The organism is Agrobacterium sp. 16-172Ci (genome assembly GCF_053522725.1).
Map to the genome: position 1 here is coordinate 1 of NZ_JBNWBW010000029.1, position 19,243 is coordinate 19,243.

General features: G+C 55.1%; 15 protein-coding genes and 3 pseudogenes. 4 read left to right on the forward strand and 14 right to left on the reverse strand.

Annotated elements, in window-relative coordinates; all coding sequences use genetic code 11:
- Positions 1–90 precede the first annotated feature (90 nt).
- Positions 91–582, forward strand: a pseudogene (locus ACQZ40_RS21420) (SDR family NAD(P)-dependent oxidoreductase); the annotation flags it as partial.
- A gap of 348 nt (positions 583–930) precedes the next feature.
- Here ACQZ40_RS21420 and ACQZ40_RS21425 read toward each other — a convergent pair.
- Together ACQZ40_RS21425 and ACQZ40_RS21430 are read right to left on the reverse strand one after the other, a co-directional pair.
- The gene (locus ACQZ40_RS21425) at positions 931–2,202 is read right to left on the reverse strand and encodes a M24 family metallopeptidase (RefSeq protein ID WP_139103025.1); all 1,272 of its coding nucleotides are present in this window, start codon (positions 2,200–2,202) and stop codon (positions 931–933) included.
- A gap of 551 nt (positions 2,203–2,753) precedes the next feature.
- Positions 2,754–4,129, reverse strand: a pseudogene (locus ACQZ40_RS21430) (ISNCY family transposase).
- A 190-nt stretch (positions 4,130–4,319) separates the two neighbouring features.
- Here ACQZ40_RS21430 and ACQZ40_RS21435 point away from each other — a divergent pair.
- Positions 4,320–4,922: pseudogene (locus tag ACQZ40_RS21435) on the forward strand (IS3 family transposase); the annotation flags it as partial.
- A gap of 159 nt (positions 4,923–5,081) precedes the next feature.
- On the opposite strand, the gene tnpB reads toward ACQZ40_RS21435, so the two are convergent.
- From tnpB to ACQZ40_RS21470, 7 genes are all read right to left on the reverse strand, one after another.
- Positions 5,082–5,186: an IS66 family insertion sequence element accessory protein TnpB gene (gene tnpB / locus ACQZ40_RS21440; RefSeq protein ID WP_081307306.1), complete on the reverse strand. Its 105-nt coding sequence runs from the start codon at positions 5,184–5,186 to the stop codon at positions 5,082–5,084.
- Positions 5,187–5,327: 141 nt separating this feature from the next.
- The gene (locus ACQZ40_RS21445) at positions 5,328–7,106 is read right to left on the reverse strand and encodes an ABC transporter permease subunit (RefSeq protein WP_174000897.1); all 1,779 of its coding nucleotides are present in this window, start codon (positions 7,104–7,106) and stop codon (positions 5,328–5,330) included.
- 26 nt (positions 7,107–7,132) lie between these two features.
- Positions 7,133–8,152, reverse strand: coding sequence for a polyamine ABC transporter substrate-binding protein (locus ACQZ40_RS21450; protein ID WP_065657545.1), 1,020 nt, complete (start codon positions 8,150–8,152; stop codon positions 7,133–7,135).
- Positions 8,153–8,184: 32 nt separating this feature from the next.
- Positions 8,185–9,267, reverse strand: coding sequence for a polyamine ABC transporter ATP-binding protein (gene potA / locus ACQZ40_RS21455; protein ID WP_032489944.1), 1,083 nt, complete (start codon positions 9,265–9,267; stop codon positions 8,185–8,187).
- Positions 9,267–10,472 (reverse strand): M24 family metallopeptidase, encoded by a 1,206-nt coding sequence (locus tag ACQZ40_RS21460; RefSeq protein WP_032489945.1) that lies wholly within the window; start codon positions 10,470–10,472, stop codon positions 9,267–9,269. The genes potA and ACQZ40_RS21460 overlap by 1 nt, the downstream gene beginning before the upstream one ends.
- Before the next feature lie 7 nt (positions 10,473–10,479).
- Complete coding sequence (locus ACQZ40_RS21465) at positions 10,480–11,298, reverse strand: PfkB family carbohydrate kinase (RefSeq protein ID WP_032489946.1); 819 nt, start codon at positions 11,296–11,298, stop codon at positions 10,480–10,482.
- Between the two features lie 9 nt (positions 11,299–11,307).
- A complete protein-coding gene (locus ACQZ40_RS21470; RefSeq protein ID WP_065657546.1) occupies positions 11,308–12,330 on the reverse strand; it encodes an SIS domain-containing protein in 1,023 nt (340 codons plus the stop codon).
- 143 nt (positions 12,331–12,473) lie between these two features.
- Between ACQZ40_RS21470 and ACQZ40_RS21475 the strand changes: the two genes are divergently transcribed.
- A complete protein-coding gene (locus tag ACQZ40_RS21475) occupies positions 12,474–13,577 on the forward strand; it encodes a LacI family DNA-binding transcriptional regulator (protein WP_065657547.1) in 1,104 nt (367 codons plus the stop codon).
- A 67-nt stretch (positions 13,578–13,644) separates the two neighbouring features.
- Here the strand turns inward: ACQZ40_RS21475 and ACQZ40_RS21480 are convergent, their stop codons facing one another.
- The 5 genes from ACQZ40_RS21480 to ACQZ40_RS21500 all read right to left on the reverse strand — a co-directional run bounded on the left by ACQZ40_RS21480 (position 13,645) and on the right by ACQZ40_RS21500 (position 17,994).
- Positions 13,645–14,367 carry an amino acid ABC transporter permease gene (locus ACQZ40_RS21480; RefSeq protein WP_032489949.1) on the reverse strand — a complete coding sequence of 241 codons (723 nt, stop codon included), beginning with the start codon at positions 14,365–14,367 and terminating at the stop codon, positions 13,645–13,647.
- Between the two features lie 3 nt (positions 14,368–14,370).
- Complete coding sequence (locus ACQZ40_RS21485; protein WP_139103027.1) at positions 14,371–15,030, reverse strand: amino acid ABC transporter permease; 660 nt, start codon at positions 15,028–15,030, stop codon at positions 14,371–14,373.
- 74 nt (positions 15,031–15,104) lie between these two features.
- Positions 15,105–15,950, reverse strand: coding sequence for a cysteine ABC transporter substrate-binding protein (locus tag ACQZ40_RS21490; protein WP_081307307.1), 846 nt, complete (start codon positions 15,948–15,950; stop codon positions 15,105–15,107).
- Positions 15,951–16,053: 103 nt separating this feature from the next.
- On the reverse strand, positions 16,054–16,797 hold the full coding sequence (locus ACQZ40_RS21495; protein WP_065657622.1) for an amino acid ABC transporter ATP-binding protein: 744 nt from the start codon (positions 16,795–16,797) through the stop codon (positions 16,054–16,056).
- A 48-nt stretch (positions 16,798–16,845) separates the two neighbouring features.
- Positions 16,846–17,994 (reverse strand): NAD(P)/FAD-dependent oxidoreductase, encoded by a 1,149-nt coding sequence (locus ACQZ40_RS21500; protein ID WP_065657548.1) that lies wholly within the window; start codon positions 17,992–17,994, stop codon positions 16,846–16,848.
- 56 nt (positions 17,995–18,050) lie between these two features.
- Here ACQZ40_RS21500 and ACQZ40_RS21505 point away from each other — a divergent pair, with 56 nt between their 5' ends.
- Complete coding sequence (locus tag ACQZ40_RS21505) at positions 18,051–19,160, forward strand: LacI family DNA-binding transcriptional regulator (RefSeq protein WP_234911001.1); 1,110 nt, start codon at positions 18,051–18,053, stop codon at positions 19,158–19,160.
- Positions 19,161–19,243: the final 83 nt, after the last annotated feature.

The following is a 19,243-nucleotide window of genomic DNA, read 5'->3' on the forward strand; positions in this document are numbered from 1 at the left end:
AACCTCAATGGGGGAAATGACTGTAGCGCATGACATAAGGTATAGACTTAAAGCTAATCAGCAAATCACGGCAGACGGCCTTCGGCGGAGGGTTACTGTTTTGATGCACTTGATCACAGCTCAATGAAAGATTGGGTGAGCACGACCGTCGCGAAATTCAACAAGATCGATGGATTAGTCAACAATGCTGGCTGTGTCGATCATGTTGACCTCGAGAAAGAGATCAATGTCGAGATGCTTCAAAAGCAATGGGATATCAACTGCGTGGCCCCTCTAATCATGACAAAGCTATGCATGCCTTATCTGATTGAATCTGGTTCTGGCCGCATCGTTAATCTCAACTCAATGTCTCGCCAGCGTGGGTTTAATTCCTTTGTTGGCTACAATGTGACCAATCATGCATGTGGGAGCCTAACACAGATTATCAATCATATCGGATTGGACCATCGTGTAGGAGCAATTGATATATGCCTAGCTGTTTCCGCTACCAACATGAGTTCTTTGACTGATACGGTTGGGCCTGAGCATATCGCAAAACTCATCCGCGAAGAAATTGAGCGTCCCAACATTGCATTCAACTGATGAGCTTCTACTATGTTTGTGAAATAATTGCGCATTATGTGATTTGCGTTGGGCTGCAAGCAATATTGTGTGTATTTCTGATTATGTATTCCTGCCTATGTAATTGCGAAGTTTCAATTATTATATGATATTGTCTTGAATTTCAGTATTTTACGAATTCAATAATTTTAATTTCAAAATATCACTGTAGTATTGAAAATTACAAACATAAAAATTTATTTAAAATATAACAATAAATTGCAGTGTTTTATTATTTTGAAAGGTCAAGGTAAATCCTTGTGATATTCTACAAAACGCGCAGGGATAATAAAGGTCTCAGTAGTATTACTGAGCAATATTGGGGCGGTGTCAGTCCCTAGCCAACTGAAATGGTGTGATTATCTTGCATCCTTTATCCACTACGATCCCCGTGTCACCATAGCGTGCTCCGCCAACACCGTATTCATAGACTCCCGGCTCAATAGCAATCATGTCACCTTCCTTAAGTACTGTTGGGTCCCCGGCTTTGATACGAAATCCAACGCCGCCAGAACCAATTGACCGCCCAGTGCCATGCTGCATTCCTTCCTCATAGCCATATCGGACAATAACATCCAATGCGGCGTTGTGCACTTCTCCCGCCGTCACACCCGGACGGACTGATGCCCAAGCCGCCGCCGAGGCCTCACGCGCTGCTTTCAAGATTTTTTTTACAGCTTGCGGCAATTCCAGTGTGCCAACGACTACGGGTCGGTCAAAGCAAATTTCTTGCCCAAGAAATGTCGGCGTGCAGCAACAAATTTGGACTAGGTCGCCTTCCCTCATAATGCGTCCAGCAGCTACAGAATGCGCATGCGCTGAGCGCTCGGGCCCGCTACCCATAACAGTGAAGCTGGAACCGAGGGGTGAGTAGTTCACATCTCCCTTCAAAAACTTGGCCACGCACTCTGTTGCAGCGCAGTAGCCTTGGAGAGCCGCCTGCCACTCAGCGATACCTGGTGTGATCGCATCCAAGATTGCCCGAAATTTATGTACGGCAACTTCGGCAGCTTGCGACAACCGGTTCATGGCCGCTGCATCATTGAAGCGGCGAATATCTCCGACTAAGTCTGAGACATCCGAGATACCTATAGGATGAAATTTTTTAACGAGGAGATCGAGATTTAGGGCAGTGATTGTATCACAGTCGATACCAATTGTTGCTGCTTGTGGCGCCGCTTTTTTGATTCGATCGGCGATAGCATCTTCAAATGACCTGAATAATCCAGGTTCTTCCCAGTCCCCCCATTCTGCAATGACCTTCTCGGTACATTTCTTGCGTATCACAACTGCTTCGATACGAGGCGAGACAAACACTGGCTCTGAATCTGGAAGTACAATAAGGAAGACTGGCCTTACGTCTGGGAGGCCGTCCAATCCTGAAAAAAAACGATGGCTAGCCGAGCCGTGCAACAAAATAATTTCCAGCTTAATCTTTTTCATCTCGGCTTGGAGACTAGCGACGCGGTTGCGGTAGTCCACTCTAGGTGAGGAGAAACTGTTTTCGGTTGCAGTAAAACTCTCTTCGCTTAAACGGTTTGAAGATAGAGCCATGTCTTTGAGGGATATTAACAAATATAAGAGGTATTTGTAAGAAGGCAAGTTTGTTTGCTTGAGTTGGATTTGATTGCATAAATTGGTTAAGGTCTATTTATAGGTGTAGTAAAAGGCTATGGATTGTGGGCCACGTATTCTACCGCCACTCTCTAAAGTCTATGGATCTTTTTTAAACGAGTGCAAAAAATTTTACGAAAGCGGCGTGAAAGCAGCCTATAGTTGAAGTTTGAACGCTTTGCTTTGTCATATTGGTTCTGAACGCAAGCACTGACGTATTACTTTTGGAATGGCATGCTGTAGCCGATTAATTTATTTACGTATCCATTTCACAAGCGCTTGTGTCCTTCCCTGATTGGCGCTGAGTGGCAGGATATATGACGGTGTCGTGTCCGTGCAAATGTTCGTTGATGCGAAAATTTGTCTATGCTCTTCCTGTGGATGGGAAGTTGGAATGTCCGCGGGTTTGCAAAGTAGAAATGTCCGCATGTCACCACACGCAACACCGACCAGCCCCGATCTGAGCGGCTGATCCCGCTTGCAAGATCAGATCGGGGCGGGTGATTGACACACCTCTTCGGCTTTAGCTTTGAGACGCCTCACTCCGCAGCCGGCTGTTGCGACAGTGCTTTCTTTCGCCGCGCAATCACAACCGGATCGGTCGTGAAGTCTTTCCGACGACCAGGTCCACGAGCGCGTTTGATGTATCCATTCTTATCGCTGTTGTTCTTCACGTCAGGCGCCGGGCGCTCGTCCTGACGCTCCTTGATATATGCCAGGACATCACCGAGCCGCCTGTTCTCGGTGATCGCCGCATGCGTTACCCGCTGGTCCTTGTCGAACACCTGATAGGGCAGGGAATGTCCCTTCCATCGCACATCCAGCCGACCGTCCGCATAGGCATAGGTCTCGACATAACGGCCAACCAGGCCACGCGTCACCGCGGTCTCCTCCAGCATGATCCGCTTGCGCTCGAACGAAAACGTCAGCTGCGATCCGACATAGCGCTGCTCGCGCTTGCACAGGATCTCAGTCAACCGATCCGGCGCCAGATTCAGCGGCCGATGCAGATCGTCGGGACGGGCAGGGACGATTGCAAAACGCGCGTTGTAGTCCTCTATGAAGCCCGGCAAGAACGCATTGCCCGCCTGCATGCTGTCGATGCCAGAAAGCCTGAGCTCCTTGACCAGGCGATCCTGCAGCGTCCGGTTCATCCGCTCGACCCGACCCTTGGCCTGGCTCGAATTTGCACAGAGAATCTCGATGTTTAGCTCGCAGAGCGCACGCCCGAACTGGGTCATGCCCTGACCACCCCTGGCATCCTTCTTCGCCACCCGGAACACTGAATGCTTGTCCGAATGGAAGGCAACCGGCGCGCCATGACGCTTGAGATACAGCTCCAATGCCTCGAAATAGCTGAAGGCACTTTTTCGGAGCGCACGAAGCGCAGCTGCATCAACCTGCCGGTCGCATCGTCGACAAATACCAGCAGCGAGCAAGACGGTCCGCGATCCTCGAACCAGCGATGCTCCGAGCCGTCGATCTGCACCAGTTCGCCATAGGCTTCTCGCCGTAACCGCGGCTGATGAAACGTCCGGCGCTGCTTGCGCGACAGCCAGGGGCCGGCATCAGTCATCCAGCTGCGCACCGTCTCGCGCGATACACGCAGTCCATTGCGCTCGGCCAGCTTCTCCGTCGCCAATGTCGGCCCGAAATCCGCATAGCGTTCGCGAACCAGCGTCATTGCATAATCGCGAACCCCGGCGCTGATCCGGTTGTTCGACGGCCGACCGATTGCCTTGTGCCGGATCGAAGCCGCCCCGCCAGTCCGCATGCGCTCCAGCAGCCGGCGCACCTGGCGCTCGCTCAGATCAAGCACATGCGCCGCCGATACCGTGGTCATCCGGCCGGCAACCACCTTCGACAAAATCTCGATCCGTTGCAGATCGCGCTCGCTCATCGCTATCAATCCCATCTGCAATCTCCCAGGCATCGTTAAGGCCCGGGGAGAGTGACATTCCAACTTTGAAGAATCAGGACACTTCAACTTTGCGGCTACACTTCCTGTCGACGTAATATCGATTATGAGATAGCGTTTTCCAGCCGCTTCACGTTCGGTGCAATGTAGTTTCAAATCATACGCGTTAATTTTCACTGATGGGTTGGAGGAGCAACTGGTCGTTGCCAGACCGCGCCGACGGCGTTTCGGATCATACCTGGGGAAAAATAAGTCCGGCACCGAGAACCTAATCAATCGCGATTTCCATGCAAAAGCGCCGAACCTGAAGTGGCTGACAGATATCACCGGGTTCAATATCCCAGCCGGGAACGTCTACCTTGCGCGCATCATCGACTACTTCGACGGAACGGTCATCAGTTGGTCGATTGGATCGCAACCAGACGCGGGGGAATACTATGCTTGATGCAGCCATTGAGACCATGACAGACGGCGAGGAACGACCAATCGTCCATTCCGCTCGCGGAGCTCATTATCGCTGGGTCGGCTGGCTAATGCGGATTAGCGAAGCAAACCTAATTCGCTCAATGCCCCGAAGGACTGCTCACAAGATAACTTTGCTTGTGAGGTCTTCTTCTGCCGGATGAAAACAGAGCTCTTCTATCCCCGAGACTGGAAGGCTATTAGAATCGAACAGTTCGTTGCCGAGATAGACGCTTATATCCGCTGGTACAATGAGAGGCGTATTAAGATATCCCTGGGATCACTCAGCCCGATCGAATATCGAAGAAGTCTTGGCCCTAACTTGTAAAGCTGTCCAACTTTTTATCCACACCCCCTCCGGGTCAGTTCTCAATGGCAATCAACAAACTTGCCGCAAAAGCAACGCAGTCGGCTCGAAGATCGCACGCCTGCTCAACGACAAATGCAACCCACGACAAGAACATCAACTGGCGAGGAAAGAGGTCTACTATGAACCCAGATATTTGTTGAACAGGCAGAACGTCTGACCGTCCCACCAAAGAAGTTTGACCCGATCAGCGCGCTTTTCGCGGAAACCAAAGATCGCGCCGATAGACCATCAATGCCACTCCGCATGTCGGTCACTCCGCAGGCCAGACAGACCCCACATTTCCCGATGGCCCGATCATGCCGCCTCCGCTGCTAGCGGCTACCGCCGGCGAATTCCGACGGCAGCCACATCGGCTTGGGAAGCCTAAGTTTCTTCCGCGGAGGTGTCCAAAACTCCAATCATGGTCGGAGCGCCAGCGACTCTCTTGCGCCACAGCATGACCACGATGCCGACGACGATAAAGGCGCACGTCACGCCTAGGAGAACCGCGGAAACGGCGGCGGATTCTGGACTTGTGTTGAAGCGGATCCCTTCCCACAATTTTCTCGGCAGTGTCTTGACCGAAAGGTCACTAAGAAAGATCGATGCCACCGATTCATCAAATGAAAGGAGAACGGCAATCAGTGCGCCGATTGCAAGACCAGGTAGCAACAATGGGAAGACGATCGTACGAAAAACGCTCCAAGGGTTTGCTCCGAGGCTTGCCGCCGCGAGCGAAAGCCTTGGATCGATCGAGCTATAAGTCGCCGATGCTATAAGATAAACGACGGGGAAGATCAGCACCGTGTGTGCTATGATGATACCTATTTCCGTATCCACAAGCCCAACCCGTGCGAAAGCAAGATATGCGCCAAGCGCGAATACGACGGCCGGGACGCTGAGGGGAGCTTGCACCAAGGCTTCTAACACCCCCTGAAGTATAAACTTCTGCCGACCGAATCCGAGCACGGCGAACGTGGCAAGCACCAGGCTGAGCAAGCAAGTGGCTACACCAATACGTAGGCTCGTAACTGCCGCGCTAGTCCATTCTGAACTGCTGAAGATGGTCTCGAACCAGCGCAACGAATAGCCAGGAGGCGGAAAGATGAGTACGTCGGCCGAGCTGAACGATACCGGAAAGAGAACAACGAGCGGCAGGAGAATGAAGATTGAAATCAATGTAAGATAAACTGGTTCAAACAAGCGTGCGCCGTTCGACAACAGTGTCGAAAACTGAAACCGAGCAGAGGGTAATGCCACAGGACGACGTAGAAGATCCATGTCCGCGTGCCCCGCTGACGGCTGCGATCGGTTCGCAGGCGACGAGCCTGGCCTTTGCCAACGAGAGAAGAAGCTCAAACCCCAGCTCAACAGGGCGACGACGATTGTCGCGATCAACGCGAGTGTGATGCCAAGTGCTGCGGCGAATGGCCAGTCTGCACCAGTCTCGATCTCCGACTGGATTACTTGCGCGAGCATTTGCTGGCGTTGATTGCCAAGGAAGGCCGGCGCAATGAAGCTGGCGATGGTGAAGAGGAAGATGATGATGACGCCTGATTGGATTCCACGTATCGAGAGTGGGATGACGATGCCAAACCAAGCCCGGAGCGGGTTCGCGCCAAGAGTGTTGGCTGCCAGCAGGACGCGGCCGTCGATGCGACGAAGCACTGTTACAAGGGCGAATACCATCATAGGAATTGAAGAGTGAACCAAAGCGAGGATGACCGCAGGTTCGCTGAAGAGGAGCGGCAAGGGTTCCGAAATAAGACCAAGACTAAGCAGCGTCCCGTTGATAAGCCCACGCTGGCCTAGGATTGCCAGCCACGCGAAGGTTCGAACCAGAACGCTGCTCAAAAACGGAACAAGGACCAGCAATCCGAGAAACATCGCCTTAAATCCCGTCGCCCGGCTCAGGAGCCACGCCAGCGGAAAGGAGACAACGAGTGTTATCACAGTCGCTTCAAGGCTGATCCGCACCGTCGTCCAAATGATTTTCAGGTATACCGGACTTTCGAAAATCTTGAGAAAACGCCCGGCGGCATTTCCGCCGAACGCAGAGGGCACGATGTAAAGCAGTGGCAGTGCGAATGCGACGAGGAGGAGGATAAACACCGGAGCAAGTAGGAAGAGTCGCTCCCAGTCTCTTGAAAAATTTCGCGTCATCGTCGTTTGCTCCTGCCTTAAACCGATCAGTTCATTATGTATGTGGACCAGCGAGCCTTCACTGCATCACGATTGTCGTTCCACCACTTTGAATCGAGGATTGCGCCAAGCTTCGCATTCTCCGGGTAGCTTGGGAGGTCTTTTGCGACCGCAGGATCGAGAAGCTTAAGCGCTTCGACATTGGTTGGACCGTAGGGGATGTTTCGTGTCAGCTCCGCCTGGTTCTCGGGCTGAACAGCAAAATTGATGAATTTCATCGCTTCATCCTTGTGCGGAGCACCTTTCACGACGACCCACCATTCCGTATCGGAGACGGACGCGTCCCAACCGTAAGCCCAGTTTGCCCCGGCCTTGATCGCGTTATTCACTCGGCCGTTCGGGATGTAGGCCAGATCGATTTCACCCTGCTGGATCAGCGCCTGGGTGTCAGCGGCACCCTTGTAGGCAACGATCTGCTCTTTGACACGGTCGATCACCTTGAGTGCTCGGTCGACGTCCAACGGGTAGAGATCGGCAGCCTTGACGCCGTCGGCGAGCAGGGCAAATTCAATCGTGTATTCGGGCTCTAGCGGAACAGCACGACGAGCTTTCACCGAGGGATCGAAAAACTGCGCCGGCGTAACGCCATTCGCAAACTTCGCCTTGTCCCAGGAAAGGTTCATGCCGAATGTGATATAGCCGATGCCGTACTTGGTGCGGAGTTCGGCGGGGACACCGTCGGCCTTGATTACGTTGTAGTCGAGCGGTTCGAGAAGGCTGTCCTTGGCCTCGTTCGCATGTGCCGAACTTTCAGCGGACACGACATCCCACGTCACATTACCGCTCTCAACCATAGCCTTGACCTTCGCGTAGGCTGAACCTGTCGTGGCAGTGACCTTTACACCCGATGCTTTGTTGTAAGGCTCGAAAAAAGCCTTTGTCTGAGCATCCTGAAAAGTGCCACCGTATGAAGCAACTACCACTTCGGCAGCGGATGCTGCGCCAGCAAGAAGAAAGACGGCCGCAGCTGCAAGCCAAATCCCAGTTTTTTGTTTGATCGTTCCCACAGTTTCTTCTCCTCTAACATTCCGCTTTAGGGTCATCCTTCAGTCGGAAGAACGGCGACGGACGCTGGAGCCCAGCGCGCGATTACGCTTTTTCCGGGCTCAAGGCTTCCGGCCAAAAGGTCTCCTCGCATGACGTTGGCAAGCAGCGATTGCCCGTCAGAAATTTGCAGTGCTACGCGCCACCCGGATCCGAGATAGGTGATGTCGCGAATTGTTGCTGGAACCGCGAAGCCTTCGTCCGAATTTGCTTCGGCGACTGAGCGGATAGAAACGCTTTCCGGTCGGACCACAATATCGAAAGGCGTCTTAGCCGGGGACGGCAGCAACTGGCGCCCCCCTGCGATCTCGTATCCTCGGCCCTCGTCCAGGTTTGTAACCCGGAGGATCGAGCAATCGCCGATGAACCGTGCAACAAAATGATTGGAAGGCGCTGCGTAAATGGTCTCAGGATCGGCTACCTGAAGTAGTTCACCGCCCGACATGATTCCAATCCGGTCAGCCATCGCCATGGCTTCCGACTGGTCGTGGGTAACATAGATGACGGTGATGCCGAGTTCGTGCTGGATGCGCTTCAGCTCGTGCTGCATCTGGTCACGAAGTCTCCGGTCGAGAGCTCCGAGCGGTTCATCCATGAGCAAAATATCAGGGCCGAAGACCAGTGAGCGAGCAAGTGCCACACGCTGCTGTTGTCCTCCAGACATCTGTATAGGATATGAAGCCCCGCGATCTGTCAGGTTGACGAGACTGAGCGCCGCTTTTACGCGCTCGTCTCGTTCACTTCGTCCGACGCCGCGCATCTTGAGCGGGTAGGCGACATTCTCGGCTGCGGTCATATGCGGGAACAAGGCGTAGTTTTGAAATACGACGCCGATGCTGCGGCGGTGCGGCGGCACCTCCGTCACGGAAGTGCCGGACATCAGCACCTTGCCTTCGCTCGGTTGGTCGAAACCCGCAAGCAACATGAGAAGCGTAGTTTTGCCGGAACCACTTGAGCCGAGCAGTGCGAAGAATTCGCCCTTTGCGATGTCGAGGGTGACGCCGCTCACCGCAGTGACCGGCCCATAGCGCCGGGTGACACGATGGAAGGAAACGGCGGGGAGCGACTGGTCTGTCATTAGATGTCCCTGCCCAATTCAAGAGGCGTGAGCGGCTCGTAGCCCGTCTCCGTTACAAGGATGGTGTCCCCAAAACGGGCGCCGCCAACGCCATCGACGTAAACACCAGGCTCGATGCCCAGCAACATGCCGGCTTCGAGAACCGTCGGATCGTTGGCCTTGATCTCAGGGAATTCGGGATCTGACAGGCCGATACCGCGCCCAGTGCGATGCTGCATAGCGCCGCCGTATCCATGGCCCTCGATAACCGCGACCGCAGCGGCGTGGACCTCGCCAGTCGTAACGCCGGCACGAACTTTCGCCAGCGCGGCTTCTTGCGCTTTGCGTGCGACATCGACAATCTTGCGAAGATCATCCGAGACTTCTTCTGACCCCACCTTCAGCGGTCGATCGAAACATATTCCGTGGCCAAAGAAGGGGCGGCCGCAATAGCAAAGCTGTACGACCTCGCCTTCGCGCATTGGGCGACCCGCAGCAACAGCGTGTGCACGACCGGAACGGATGCTACCGCAGCCCATGACGTGGATGCCCTGCAGAAGCGGCGAATGGTCTTCGTCGCCATTCCACCATTCCGCTGCGCGTTCCATCGCGGCCGTGCGCGATGCGAGCGCAACTTTCCACTCCGGAACGCCAGGCCTTACTGCATCTCGGCTTGCCAGGAACTGGTGTGCTGCGATATCGGCGCTACGGCGAACAACGTCAATCGTTGCCTGATCCTTACGTCGGCGCACCTCGCGGATGATGTCAGTAATATCGACGATTCGATCGCGACCGAGAGCATCGCGAACCAGATCCAGGCTGCGCGCGGAGGTGGCGTCAAAATCTACGCCAATCTTGCGTGCTGTTGGGGCGACCGCCTCGATATGCTTTGCCAGAGCAGCCGAAAAGGACATTGGCGTCTTGGCTGGCTCTTCCCACTCAACCCATTCGACGGCGACCGGAACGGTACACTGCGAGCGAATTTCAGGTGCTTCGATGCGTGGAGAAATGAACGCCGGGTTGCCATCCTGAGGGAAGACGAACCAGATCGGCCTCACGGATGCGATGCCGTCGAGCCCGGTAAAGAAGCGATGGTTGTCGAAGCTCGACAATGCGAGAACGTCAATGCCGTTCTCCTTCATTGCGGTTCTGGCGCGCTCTATGCGCCTGGTGTAGTCGGCTTCGTTCGGAAATGTCAGTTTGGAGTCTGCTGGGTTTTCTGTCATGGCGCTCTCACAAAGGAATATCGCGGGTGATAGGACGGGCGTGACCAAAGGCACCGCGCGTCCCGCAGATTAGCGCAGAGTATTGGGCTGCGTCTTTACCGGCTTCTACGAGTGGAACGCCGTTCAATACGCGGCATGCCAATCTGGCGACAAATGCATCGCCTGCCCCGAGGGTGTCGACGGCATCCACGGGCACTGCGGGTACGAAAAGGGCTTCACCCTTATAGGATACGGTCGCCCCTTTAGCTCCCTGCGTAATTGTTACGAGCTCGACTCCGGCAGAATGGGCGATATCGAGGACCCGGGCGATTTCAGTCTCGCTAGCACCCGAGCGCGAGAAGGCCGCAACCTTCACGTAGGGCAATACGCTCGCCGCATAATCCAGATCACGATCCGAAAAATCGAAGGAGATCGCAACCCTTTCGCGGATTTCGGGAAGCTGGCCGTCTAAGCGACTCGTCTCACCCGTATGAGCCAGATCAAAACCTGCGAGGTACTCAAGTTCAGCACTATCGAGCTGGAGCATCGACACGCCCTTTTCGCAAAGGCCCCATTTCCGATTGTTGCCGTCGTCATCCATGTGAACGGTCGCAAAGGCATTGGGGCCGTCCTTGACACGCAGATGTGTCAGATCTACGCCTTCGGCCTGGAGGCTCGACCGGATCAGATCACCATCCGAGTCCGTCCCGATAACTCCAAGGTAGGCAGCATCCATTCCGCTGCGCGCGGCATGGACGGCGAAATTCACCGCATTGCCACCGGGAAACATCAGCTTTTGATTATAATATCGGTCGACCACATTGTCGCCGACGCCACAAATACGCATGTCGCTGCCTCAGTAGGTTGTTTTGAACATGTAGCGGCGGTCTGTCAGCAGGTGCCCGGTGACAGCTTGATAATGCTCGGCGAGGCGCTTCGAGAGCGTGGACAGAAGCAGTGGAGAAATCTCACCGCGCATTGACGCGGGTACACCCGGCAAGGTGTAGTCTTTAGAGTCGACGACAAGGCAGCGCTTGGTGTTCTTGTTGAGGAACGTTTCAACACGATCGATCACAGCACGGGTGTCGTCTTCGCCCTTGAACAGCAGGACTGGCGTATCAGGCTGAACGACTTCGAAAGCACCGTGGAGAAATTCGTTCGCATTGAACCAGGATGCATGCTTCCACTGCATTTCCATCAGGTAGCACATCGCAAACCCGTAGCCCGCACCTTGATTTGGTCCAGCGGAGAGGACATAGGTGAATGGCTCGGGACCAAAGGTTTTGGCGATTTCATGCAGATGAGCCTCTGCTTCTTGGATTGCCTTCTCGAAAGCGGCCGGCACAGCGGCATAAGCCTGGTCGATTGTCGTGAAATCGAGTTTAGAACCAGCGGCCTTCAACAGCGCCGTGACCATCAGGCCGATCAGAACCTGCTTCGGAGCAAGGATCGTGCGGTCGCTGTTATAGGTGAAGACCTCATCGCATTCAGCAGCAAGGTTGGTGGTCTCGTTCTTTGTGAAGCCAATAACGTGAGCGCCGGCGGCGCGCGCCCAGCGGGCGGCTTCGATCGTCTCTCCAGTCGTGCCGTTATGGGAGGCGACCAGGACAACCGACTTTGGACCGAGCAATGCAGGGCGACGGCGATTAAACTCCTCGCTGTTGAAAATGAACGTCGGGAATTCAGCAGCACGATCTGCAAGGTATGATGCTGCCGAGAAATCGTTGTAGGAGCCACCGCAACCAACAAGGAACAGGTTGCTCATGTTCTTGGCTGCTGTCTGTGCCACGCTAGCGATACGTTCACGCTGCGCGACCGCCGCCTCTGTGATGCGGCGGAAATCGACGTCGGGCGAAACAAGGTTTGGATAGTTTGTCATGATGCTCCTCATATGGCGGCGATGTGTGATACCGCTCTCATGTGATACCGCTCCCATATTTTGCTGGCCGCTGTCAAGAGATTTGTTTAAGGTGTCTTGGTCTGATACGAGACGATCTTCCTGACCTTCGAGGCGACCATGAAATGAAAGAAAATGAACGCGTAGGCAGCCAGCCGACAATCGATGATGTGGCACGGGTTGCAGGTGTCTCTCGAGCCACTGCTGCGCGCGTCCTGGGTAGTTACGGCTATGTTGGAGCCGACACGCGCAAGAAGGTATTCGCCGCAGCGAAGAAACTGGCTTATCAGCCCAATCAACTGGCCCGAAGCATGGCGACAGGGCGTAGCAAGACGATCGGTGTCGTCATTGCCGATATCGAGAATCTCTACTTCGCCCGCGCGATCAGAGCCATTACTGACACCGCCAGTGCCAAGGGTTTCGCTGTCATTCTAGCGACGACTGATGAAGATATCGCGCTTGAACGTGAGGCGGTGCGTGTTTTGCTATCCAAGCGAGTCGATGGTCTTATCGTATCGCCGACGTCCAGCATCGATGTCGATCATCTAAAGCGTGCCAGGGACGGCGGTTGCCCGCTGGTTTTGCTTGATCGCCGCGTGCCTGTCCTCAATGCAGATACGTTTGCAATCGACAACTATGGGGCGGCCCACCAAGCGGTTGCATCGCTAATTGCAAAGGGGCACCAACGCATTGCGCTCGTCTCAAACGCTCCGTCTCACGGAGAGAAAGAATACCTGATTTCGTCCGTTCGTGAGCGCATCGACGGTTATCGTGCCGCTTTGCACGATGCAAACATCGAGATTGACCCCAACCTGGTGGTTCTCGGCGGTTGGGACATTGAGAAGTTGGCTGAGAAGGTCCGTAGGCTCTTTGATACACCGGACCGTCCCAGCGCGGTTCTTGCCACAGATAGTTCTGTGGCGCTTGTTTTGTTGAACGTTTTCAGAAATTTACGATTGGTTATCCCGGATGAAGTCTCGCTCATTTCTTTTGATGATGCTGATTGGACGGCGGCGGTAACACCTCCTCTGACCGTCGTCTCGCAACCGATCAGAGAATTGGCAGCTGCCGCCACCGAGGATCTTATCGCTCGGTTAACTGGAGAGACAACTGAAACAAGTCGGGAGACGCTGCTCCAGGCGACTCTGGTCGTGCGGGACTCTGTGAGCACCGCTTCAGCGCAGCAGCCATCGGGTAAGGTAAAACGACCCCGGAAGGCGAGCAAATAATCAGCCCTGCATTACGCATCTGCGTGTATAGGTTTAATCTTAAGCAACGTTGTCGTTTCGGCCATGATTATGTCGTCGTCTGAATTACAGGCGTGGCCTCCACTGTTTGCGCCTTCCGGTCCCTGTCTCTTCGATATGGGCGGGCAAAATGTCGCTCAAGTCGGGCTCCGAGAGCAGAGATACTCCAGCAAAGCGCGAAATAGACAACGAGAATGGCGCCATAAACGAGATAGGCGGGGCTACCTCCACGTGAGATGGTGGTCTGCTCGATGAGGATCTGGGCCGAGCGAAGCAGTTCGTTCACACCAAGTACTGATCCTAGAGAACTCGCCTGTACCAGACCTGTAACGAGGCTGACATAGGGCGGCAGAATGATGGGCATAGCCTGTGGTAATACGACGAGGAGTAGCCCTTTCCAACTGCGTAAGCCGGAAGACAATGCCGCCTCTCGCTGTCCTATGGGCACGGAGAGCAATCCGGCACGGATGATGTGCGCCCCGTTCGCGCCGCCCCAAACGGAAACACTCAGAGCGCTCGACCAGAACGGGTTCAACGAAAGCCCTGCATGTGGAAGCACGAAGTAGACCATCAGTACGGTAACCATCAGCGGGATGTCTCGAAGGCACTCCACCAGACCGTAAATCGGGCGACTGACCCATCCGGTCTTCACGGAAAGTCCGGTCGCGAAGATGACGGCGAAGAAGGTGCCGCCCAAAATCATGACACCGGAGAGAAGCAGGGTGTTGAGAATACCGTCAAGCAGGAAGGACTTGAATTCGAGAAGCAGCATTTCTTACCACCCGCCAAAGGGTCTGTTGAGGCGGCGTTCGACCATGGAACCGACGCCGGATGCGGTAAAGACGCAAAGCAGGTAGATCACGCAGATCGAGGCAAACATCTCAATCGCCCGGAAATCATAGGCGATCCTGTCGACGGCGACGAAGGTGAGTTCCACGAGGCCGATTGCCTGCAGATAAGCGGAGTTCTTGATCGTAGCGACGATCGTATTCATCGAAGATGGCAGCGCGGCGCGCGCGGCCAGCGGCAGCACGATGAAAACGCCGTAGTGCCATCGTTTAAGGCCAAGCGATGCCGATGCATCCTGCATTCCCCTGTCTACCGCCGCCAAACCTGCGCGGAAATTCTCGATCTGGAATGCACTGGCCCAAGCCGTGAGCGCGATCACGCCGGACCAGAATATGCTGAAACGCAAGCCGAGGCTGGGTAGACCATAGAATACAAAGAAGATTTGAACGAGGAATGGCGTGCCGCGTATGAACTCCACATAGGCGGTGACGGTATATTCCAGTGCCTTCACGCCACTTGTCCTCATGATCGAGCCGATCACGCCGATGATGCAAGACAGCAGGATCGCGATGAAACTGACGAGCAGCGTCATCCTGAGGCCGGACATCAGATCCGGCAAGGCTTCGAGAATATAAGCAAAATCCATAGCCACCATCCGTATTCGCGTTAACGGTGAGCGTCGGCCCCGGCCGCGATGGCTGCCGGGACCTCATCAGGCGTTCACTTCGTGGCGGGCGGATCCGACTCGAAGGACTTGATCATTTCAGCGGCGACGACCGGATCCTTGACGTAGGTCGGAACGGTCTTCGAGTAGAACTTTTCATCCTTCAGCTTCTTCAGCACGCCGTTGACGAATGCCTTCAGCTCATCTTCTCCCTTGCGGATGCCGACGCCGTTGAAGCCGAGGTCAACAGGCTCTTCGAGCGCGCGGAACTGGGGATAGCTGCTGGCAAGCGTCGCGATGGTGATGGCATCCCCGACATAACCGTCGGCGCGTCCCTGCTGAAGGGCCTGAAGATTATCGGCATTGGTGTTGAGTTGAATAAATTCGAGCGTCGGTATGCGCTCCTTGAGCCATTTCAGCTGCGAACCGCCCTTGATGATGAGCATGGATTTGCCATCAAGATCGGCCAGCTTCTGGACCTTGCTTTCCTTCGGGACGATGACGCGGCTGCTGCCCCAATAATAGATGTTGGAATAATCGATGACCTGCTCGCGCGACGGCGTTTTGCCGAGTGTCGCGATGATGAGGTCGATCTTGCCGCCGGTCAGCGACGGGATACGGGCATCCGTCGCGACGCAGCTCAATTCCGCCTTGTTGGCTGAACCGAAAGCGGCAATTCCGATTTGCTTGGCAATATCGATCTCGATGCCGGCCGGCTTGCCATCGGTGCCGGATGCGCCGAACGGCGGCGAGTCGCATTTTACGCCGATGCGGATTATGCCGGCGTCCTTGATGGCCTTGGGCAGAGTTTGGGCGGAGGCAGGTGCTGAGGCAAGCATTAGGGCGGCAATGGTCCCTAGAGCTGTTGCCGTGCGCGAAATCATACTGATTGATTTGGTCATAGCTGCGGTTCCCTTTGTTTCATCGTTGTTGATCGAACGTTTCTCGTTCTTGTATTTTTGCCGCACCTTTCCTCGGATGGGGAAAAACCTGTTGCCGACACGGCTAGTGCAGAATTTGCTTCAAGAAAGCTCTTGTTCGGCTTTCCTTCGGAGCGCTGAAAAATTCTTCCGGGGATGCGACTTCGACGATCCGGCCCGCGTCCATGAAGACGACCCGATCCGCGACCTGGCGCGCAAAGCCCATTTCATGGGTCACGCACACCATGGTCATGCCGTCGTTAGCAAGCTGCGCCATCGTGTCCAGCACCTCGCGAACAAGTTCAGGGTCGAGCGCGGATGTCGGCTCATCGAAAAGCATGATCTTCGGATTCATGCAGAGCGAGCGGGCGATTGCTGCGCGCTGCTGCTGGCCGCCGGAAAGCTGGCTTGGGTAAAAGTCGGCCTTGTCAGGAATGCGCACCCGTTCCAGATAGGAGCGGGCGACGGCCTCCGCATCTTTTCTGGAAACGCCCTTCACCCAGCGTGGCGCCAGCGTGCAGTTTTCGAGCACGGTCAGGTGCGGATAAAGATTGAAGTTCTGAAAAACCATGCCGACATCCTGCCGGACGCGATCGATATTACGCCTGTTTTCCGTCAGCTCAATGCCATTGACGACGATGCGGCCCTTCTGATGCTTTTCCAGATGATTGATGCACCGGATCATGGTCGACTTGCCGGAGCCCGAAGGCCCACAGACCACCACCTTTTCCCTGCGACTGACTGTAAGGTTGATGTCGTACAGAACCTGCAGGATGGAGAACCATTTGTCGACGCCTGAAAGCTCGACAGCAACGTCCGTATCGTTCATGCCTGGAGCACCTCCTTTGCCGCCATCCATTGGTCTAATCCTTTGCCCTCAGGAAGGCAGCGCCCGATCCTGATCCGTGAAACGGGACGGGCGAAATTTTGCCAGTAGCGGACTTGACTGCCCTGTCACGATCTCACGGGCAATCAGCTCACCGGTAATCAGGCCGAGCGTCGCTCCGCTATGGCTGAAGGCGACGAAATAGCCCGGAATGCCCTCCAGAGCGCCGATGACCGCCTCACCGTCTCCCGGCACTGGCTTGGGTCCACAATGGTAGCTTTCAAGCTCCAGCTTCGGATTGCCTTCTAGAACGCGCGAAGCTTCGGACAGGAGACGGTCGATCATGTCCTGTTTTATTTCGTAGCTGCCATTGGAATTGCGGTTGAGCGCAGCTTCCGACCATGCAGAATCGCAAACGATAGAGCCGTCAGGCGTAGGTCGCAGCGCGACATTCGGCGTATTGAGCACGGCACGAACGGCATGACTGAAAGGCTTAGATTTAACGAGAAGCGCGGTCGGCGTGCCATCCGCGATAAAATGCCCGGCGTCCTTCACCATGCTGGGCACCGCCGAGCCAGTCGCAACCAGAATTGCATCTGCTTCGACAAGCAGGCCACTGGCCGTGGATACACCCGTTGCACGGCCGCCCTTCACATCAACACTCGCCTTGCCAGCATCAGTGATCACCTTACCACCGAGCGTCTGAAATTCCTGTAACATCAGTTCGATCAGCGAAGGCAGATCGACCCAGCCCTCCCCCGGATTGAAGATAGCACCCTGACGCGAGATCGCGCCGGCATCGATGCCGGGCGTGACCTTGGCCACATCGGCTGGATCGAGAAGCTGGCAGTCGTAACCGATCGACTGTTCATATGCGAAGGCTTCGGCAATGCGGTTCGACGCATCGTCCGCATCCCACGTCAAACCGCCTTCGAAGCGCAGCCACGGAGCGCCTTCGTTGCGGCTTGCAAGAGTACGGTAACGGTCCATGCCGATGATCCGCAAACGGTGATAGTCCGCGGACCGGAACCGCGCCGAATTGAGCCAAGATAGCGAGCGCCCGGAAGCTTGGCTCGCAAAGCTCGCCTCGGTCACGAGCGTTACTCGAACGCCAAGCCGCGCAAGATGCACTGCTGAAGATACGCCGAAAATGCCACCACCTATTACGGTGACGTGTTGGCTAGAGGACAAGGCTGCCATCCGCATGTTCCTTCAACTGAGTCTTGAGACCGGTTTCATTTGTCAATGCGCGATTCTTGACGCTCATTGGCATTTTGCTTATGTGTGAGAGCATGGCGGGAAAAGTGATTTCGAAACGGCTTGTAACTGTTTCTGACGTGGCGCGGAGCGCGGGCGTCTCCAAAGCGACGGCAGCCCGGGTTCTCGGCAACTACAGCACCGTGAGTACGGAAGTTAAAGACAAGGTTCTCGAAGCTGCGAAGAAGCTCGGTTACCAGCCGAATGAACTTGCGCGCAGTATGACGACGGGTAAATCGAACACGATCGGCGTCATCGTCGGAGACATTGAGAACCCGTATTTCGGTCTGGCCGTGCGCGGCATTAGCGACGCGGCCGCCAGCGCGGGGTTCGATGTGGTCCTTTCCAATTCGGGAGAGGATCTGACGCGGGAAAAGGCTGCGGTGCGTGTGTTGCTCGGCAAGCGGGTAGACGGTCTGATCGTGGCGCCGTCGTCCTTCAAGGATGTTGAACATTTGCATGAAGTACAACAGTCCGGCAGGCCGCTTGTGCTTCTCGACAGGACCGTTCAGGGTCTCAGTGTAGATGCCGTCGTCGCTGACGATCGCCAGGCTGCTTTGACCGCTACTCGTACTCTCATTGATGCAGGGCACCGCAGGATTGCCTATATCTCAGCTACAGTTTCAGACGATCCTGTCTATCGCGGACTGCATCAAATCCATCTCAGCACCGTCATGGAGCGAATTGAGGGCGTCCTCGAGGCAAGCCGTGCGGCGGGCATTGAAAGTCCTGAGCAGTACATTCGCCTGAGTGTGGGCCGCCGTGGGAAGGGCGAAGCTATCATAGCCGACCTCCTCCAAGGTAAACAACGGCCAACCGCTATCATAGCTTCCGACAATCTGGTGGCGTTGCAGGTCTTCAAGACGTTGCATCAGCTTGGGATGAACATTCCTGACGACGTTTCACTCATCGCGTTTCACGATGCCGACTGGACGAGTGTTACCAGTCCGCCAATCACGGTCGTGTCTCAACCGGTCTACGAATTGGGCTTTGAGAGTGCCCAGGTTCTTCTGCAACGAATTACCGACCCGAGCGAGTCACCACGCTGCCGCGTTCTCTCAACCCATCTGATAATCCGGAAGTCCGTTGCAGCACCGCCATATGTCTGATTGGGACGATCGATGCTTGCGCGATTTGCAATAATCGACAAAATGATGGAGTGACCGCGCTCCAAGGACAGGGGGGCGGTCGC